The organism is uncultured Proteiniphilum sp., from assembly GCF_937873925.1.
Taxonomy (GTDB): Bacteria; Bacteroidota; Bacteroidia; order Bacteroidales; family Dysgonomonadaceae; genus Proteiniphilum.
Window position 1 is genome coordinate 1 of the sequence record NZ_CALNAT010000139.1, and the last position, 5,327, is coordinate 5,327.

6 protein-coding genes are annotated in these 5,327 nt (G+C 45.3%); 4 read left to right on the forward strand and 2 right to left on the reverse strand.

Annotated elements, in window-relative coordinates:
* Nucleotides 1-444 precede the first annotated feature (444 nt).
* Complete coding sequence (gene ahcY, locus Q0502_RS09035) at nt 445-1,863, reverse strand: adenosylhomocysteinase (RefSeq protein WP_298649812.1); 1,419 nt, start codon at nt 1,861-1,863, stop codon at nt 445-447.
* A gap of 195 nt (nt 1,864-2,058) precedes the next feature.
* Between ahcY and Q0502_RS09040 the strand changes: the two genes are divergently transcribed.
* From Q0502_RS09040 to Q0502_RS09055, 4 genes are all read left to right on the forward strand, one after another.
* Nucleotides 2,059-2,385, forward strand: coding sequence for a hypothetical protein (locus Q0502_RS09040; RefSeq protein WP_298649814.1), 327 nt, complete (start codon nt 2,059-2,061; stop codon nt 2,383-2,385).
* A gap of 33 nt (nt 2,386-2,418) precedes the next feature.
* On the forward strand, nt 2,419-3,390 hold the full coding sequence (locus tag Q0502_RS09045; protein ID WP_298649815.1) for a bifunctional methionine sulfoxide reductase B/A protein: 972 nt from the start codon (nt 2,419-2,421) through the stop codon (nt 3,388-3,390).
* Nucleotides 3,391-3,502: 112 nt separating this feature from the next.
* A complete protein-coding gene (locus Q0502_RS09050; RefSeq protein ID WP_298649817.1) occupies nt 3,503-3,988 on the forward strand; it encodes a BON domain-containing protein in 486 nt (161 codons plus the stop codon).
* A gap of 6 nt (nt 3,989-3,994) precedes the next feature.
* Nucleotides 3,995-4,405: an SH3 domain-containing protein gene (locus Q0502_RS09055; RefSeq protein WP_298649819.1), complete on the forward strand. Its 411-nt coding sequence runs from the start codon at nt 3,995-3,997 to the stop codon at nt 4,403-4,405.
* A gap of 73 nt (nt 4,406-4,478) precedes the next feature.
* Here the strand turns inward: Q0502_RS09055 and Q0502_RS09060 are convergent, their stop codons facing one another.
* A complete protein-coding gene (locus Q0502_RS09060) occupies nt 4,479-5,006 on the reverse strand; it encodes a hypothetical protein (RefSeq protein ID WP_298649820.1) in 528 nt (175 codons plus the stop codon).
* Nucleotides 5,007-5,327 lie beyond the last annotated feature (321 nt).

Here is a 5,327-nt window from a genome sequence, read left to right on the forward strand (position 1 = left end):
ACCCAGGACCCCATCCTTAAAAGGGATGTGCTCTACCTGCTGAGCTAGCGAATCGACCTGATGCTTTCTTGCAAAAGCGAGTGCAAAGATAAAATCTTTATTTTAATTATGCAACCTTAAAAGCCATAAAAAACCGGATTTTTTGTCCTGTTGCTGCTAAATCGCTAAGACCGAAAAGGTTTCTACGTAAAGTTTTTCTGCATTTTCATTTCCGTACCACCATTGCCCACGCTCATTTTCCAATTACCCGTATACTCTTCCTATTTTCACTCTTCGTTTTTCACTTCACGCAATCACTCCCGGACATTGCCGTATTGACTCATCACCATATCAGTAAATCGTTAAATCATCCAATCAGCCCAACAACCTTTGTGGCTAACTACTTTTCAACAATTCACCCTTTAAGATACAGAATAGACAACCGTCTTTACTCTTTACTCTCTCCTAATACCTATAGTGCTCCGGCTTAAAGGGACCCTCCATCGCCACACCGATATAATCCGCCTGTTTTTGTGTAAGGGTAGTCAGTTTTACGCCGATCTGTTCAAGATGCAACCTGGCTACTTCTTCATCCAAATGTTTCGGCAAACGGTAGACGCCTATTTCGTAATCATTCTTCCAAAGGTCGATCTGTGCTAATGTCTGGTTGGTAAACGAATTACTCATCACAAACGAAGGATGTCCCGTGGCACAACCCAGGTTTACCAACCGGCCCTCGGCGAGTAAAAAGATGGAGTTACCGGCAGGGAAAGTATATTTATCCACCTGCGGTTTGATATTGAGGTGTTCGATTCCGGGAAAATTCACCAGGCGGTCAACCTGTATTTCATTGTCGAAATGGCCGATGTTGCACACAATGGACTGGTCTTTCATCTCCCGAATATGTTCAATAGTAATCACGTCGCGGTTTCCGGTCGCCGTCACAAATATATTACCCTCTTTCACCGCTTCATCCATCGTAGTCACTTCAAAACCTTCCATGGCCGCCTGCAGAGCACAGATAGGGTCGATCTCGGTAATGATCACGCGCGCACCGTAGGAACGCATAGAGTGGGCACACCCCTTGCCAACATCGCCATAACCCAGTATTACTACCACCTTTCCGGCGATCATTACATCGGTAGCCCGCTTGATACCATCTGCCAGCGATTCCCGGCAACCGTACAGGTTATCGAACTTCGATTTGGTTACCGAGTCGTTCACGTTGACGGCAGGAACCAGCAGTTCGCCTCTCTCCATCATCTGATACAAACGGTGCACGCCGGTGGTAGTCTCTTCCGAGATCCCTCTCATGCCGGCTATGGTTTTGTGCCAGCGCTGATTGTCCTCTTTTAAGATCCGGTTCAGTGTATCGAGAATAACCTGCTCTTCGCGGTTGCCGCCTTCCCTATCGATGACAGACGCATCATTTTCAGCGTGGTACCCCATATGTACCAACAGCGACGCATCACCGCCGTCGTCCACAATAAGGTGGGGTCCTTCCCCTCCGGGAAAACGCAAAGCCATCTCCGTGCACCACCAGTACTCTTCCAGCGTTTCACCTTTCCATGCAAACACGGGGACACCCGAGGCGGCTATGGCTGCGGCGGCATGATCCTGCGTGGAGAAAATGTTACAACTGGCCCAACGTACATCAGCGCCTAATTCCACCAAGGTCTCTATCAACACGGCCGTTTGAATGGTCATATGCAACGAACCCATTACGCGGGCACCCTTCAACGGCTTTTCCGAAGTATATTTTTTACGTATCGCCATCAAGCCGGGCATCTCATGCTCGGCTATATCTATTTCTTTCCTTCCGAAATCGGCTAATGAAATATCAGCTACCTTATACGGAAGATCGGGAGAGAAAATCTTATCCATTTTGTTCTCTATTTTGATTTATCGATTTTTAAGGATGCAAAGTTACGAAATTTACGGAATGTTTCTACCTTTGGTCATATGAAACCGACATGTTTAAAATAATCATTCAATGTTCGAAGGAATGATTATTTCAAATATCAAAGGTTCCATACACCGAAATAAAAAATAAAATAATCGTATGAGACAAGTATACATATGAAGATAGTCTATTCCAACTTCCTACCGGTAAAGGGGTTCAGGGCAATCAACCTTTTCGGGGTCATCTTCGCGAGAAAGGAAGAACCCGGATTGGATGAGCGCATCCTCACCCATGAGTCCGTCCACACCCGGCAGATGGTGGAGCTGCTGGTAGTCGGATTCTATCTCTGGTATATTATGGAATGGACCTTCAGATGGATCCGCTATAAAGACGGATATACCGCATACAGGAATATCTGTTTCGAGCGTGAAGCATATGACAACGATACCGACCCTCTCTACCTGAAACAAAGAAGGCGGTATGCTTTTATGAAATATCTATAAAGATCTAAAAATCACACATTAAAAAAATTATTTATGACGATGAGGAGAACATATCTGCTGTTTCTGTTTACCCTCATTTTTTTCACTGCATGCGGGCAGGGTAATCAAAAGGGATCAGCCATTCAACAACAAACCACTAAAAATAAAAAGGATCGTATGAACTATAATGCATTGACCCCCGAGGAAGAGAGAGTAATCATCCACAAGGGAACGGAACGTCCTTTTACGGGCGAGTATTTAAATAATAAGGTAGCGGGAACATACTTCTGTAAACGATGTGACGCCCCACTCTACCGGTCGGAAGATAAATTCGATTCGGACTGCGGATGGCCTTCTTTCGATGACGAGATCGAGGGCGCCGTGAAGCGTATACATGACGCCGACGGCCGCCGTACCGAGATCATATGCAACAATTGCGGAGCACACCTGGGACACGTTTTCCTGGGCGAAGGGTTTACCCCAAAAGAGACGCGTCACTGTGTGAACTCCATCTCACTGAAGTTTGTCCCTGCAAAACGGGAAGGGCTCACCACAGCCTACTTTGCTTCGGGATGCTTCTGGGGAACGGAATATTTCTTCATGAAAGCTCCGGGTGTGAAACAAACGACAGTGGGATTCATGGGAGGCCATGTGGATAATCCCACCTACGAACAGGTATGTCAGAAAAATACCGGACATCTGGAAACCACCGAAGTGGTTTTCGATCCCGCTGTAACATCTTATGAAGAGATGGTGAAACTCTTTTTCGAAACTCATGATTTCACCCAGACCGACGGACAAGGGCCGGATATAGGGCCGCAGTACCTCTCGTGCATTTTCTATTCCGACCCCACCGAGAAAGCGATCGCGGAGAAGTATATCCATATACTTACGGAAAAGGGATACAAGGTAGCCACCATGCTGAAACCGGCTTCTACTTTCTGGAAAGCGGAGGACTATCACCAACAGTATTACGAATATAAAGGGACCAAGCCCTACTGCCATAAGTATACCGCTATTTTCTGACAAGAGAGACGGTTTTTCAGGAAGAAAATCAGCCACTTTGAAAACAATTCAAATATTTATACGTTTTAATATTGTCATTTAAATAGTATTGTTTAATTAAAAAAGAAAAATTATGAAAGTATTACGTTTATTATCCGTAGTAACACTCATCTTTGCACTGGGAGTGGGTGCGACATCGTGTAATCAGGTAAAGGACGCAGACATTCAAAATGCGGCGCAGGAATTGGTAAGCGCCAATCCTGATCTGGCAGGCGTTACGGTAACCGTACAAGACCAGGTGGCTACACTGACCGGGACAGTAAGTGATGATTCGGCCAAAGCTTATGCTGAAAGCATGGTAGCAGGTGTACAAAATGTGAAGTCGGTTGTCAATCAGTTGGAAGTTGTTCCGCCCGCACCCGATTATACAGCGCTCGATGCCACTATCAATGCAGCGCTGCCCGACGTGCTCAAAGACCATCAAACAGTTACGGCCACCGTACAGGATGGCATCATTACCCTCAACGGTGAAATCAAGGAGAAAGATCTGACTGTATTGATGGAGAAGGTGAATGCATTGAATCCCGTACAAGTTGTGAATAACCTGACCATAAAATAAGGAGCGATGGCTTTGACAGAGAAATACAAAGAACTGATGGATCTGGCCAGGTTGAACAATCTTTCGGTTAGTGAATCGGGGAATGTGCTGAGAGTGGAGGGTATTGTCCCTTCCGCCGCCGTGAAAGATAAGATGTGGGAGATTTATGAACGGACCGATCCCCATTTTAAAAGTAATGATTTGGTATTGAATGTGAAGACCAAAGTTACAGACGGCGATAAAGTGAGAGTAGTAACCAAAGAGAGTCGTCTGAACATCCGCCAAGGGCCGGGAACAGACCAGCCTATCATCGGAAAAGCGGAGAAGGGTGATACTATCACGCTCATCAGCAAAACAAACGACCAGTGGTGGCTGGTTCGTGATAACGACGGTGAAGAGGGATATTGCTACTCGCAATATCTGGAACCGATACAGTAACGGAATGAACCACAACAAAAAAAGGTTGCCTCGAGGCAACCTTTTTTTGTTGTCTACGAATCGGTTTAAAAGATCAATTGAAAGAGAAACGGGTATTCATCCGTATGGTCAATTTTGTATTTTCATTCACCATATTATTGCCCGGCGTATATTTCAATACCACATTAGAAGAGCCCTTACTGATTATCTCATTCATGATAGCCTGCATAAAACTCAGCCGCTCTGCACTATCTATCATAAATTTCTCATTGACAGTGATTGGGCCGGGTAAAAGCAGACGTTTATTTGCATCGCTGCCCAACGAAATACTCACATCTTTCATCTCCACATTATCCAGGGTAATACCTGTGATCTCAATATACGACGTCGAAGTCACTTCAGCCTTTGCAATCCATTTCTTATACTGGCTGACCCCTGAAAAATCATCCAAACGAAATATTTCAGTTGAACTCTGAGGATTATTTGCCGGAGCAATTAGCGTATAGGAATGCTCTGCCGAAGCATTCAGTGTTACGGGAAGGTCATCGGGCCTGCTCTCACCGCAAGCCGTAAACAAAATTGCGATAGACCACACAATAGGGATAAATAGTAATTTTTTCATACGATTTTTCATTAATAATATTATCTGTTGGTAAGGCAAATATATGCACTTCCTACGTTTCACCGTAAAAAATAAAAGTAAAAATCTTTAATTCGTCGCATTATGCCCCGTTTCTCTGCAATGGTTACAGGATAAGGCAGGATTGGAGATCAGGCAAAGGGGCTTCTTCCTAAACCGGGGGAGCAAGATAACCTGTTAAAAGTAGTGTTTCCCGGCATGGGGCTAAAAAGTAAAAGCCCCCGGCGAATGACTCACCGGGGGCCCGTTGTAAAGGATGGCGGCTACCTACTCTCCCACAAATGCTGCAGTACCATCGGCGCC

Bases quoted from the DNA above. Each gene is read 5' to 3' on its own strand.
- Q0502_RS09050 (WP_298649817.1), top strand. From the start codon at position 3,503: ATGAAAGTATTACGTTTATTATCCGTAGTAACACTCATCTTTGCACTG.
- Q0502_RS09040 (WP_298649814.1), top strand. From the start codon at position 2,059: ATGAAGATAGTCTATTCCAACTTCCTACCGGTAAAGGGGTTCAGGGCA.
- Q0502_RS09055 (WP_298649819.1), top strand. From the start codon at position 3,995: ATGGCTTTGACAGAGAAATACAAAGAACTGATGGATCTGGCCAGGTTG.
- Q0502_RS09045 (WP_298649815.1), top strand. From the start codon at position 2,419: ATGACGATGAGGAGAACATATCTGCTGTTTCTGTTTACCCTCATTTTT.
- Q0502_RS09060 (WP_298649820.1), bottom strand. From the start codon at position 5,006: ATGAAAAAATTACTATTTATCCCTATTGTGTGGTCTATCGCAATTTTG.
- ahcY (WP_298649812.1), bottom strand. From the start codon at position 1,863: ATGGATAAGATTTTCTCTCCCGATCTTCCGTATAAGGTAGCTGATATT.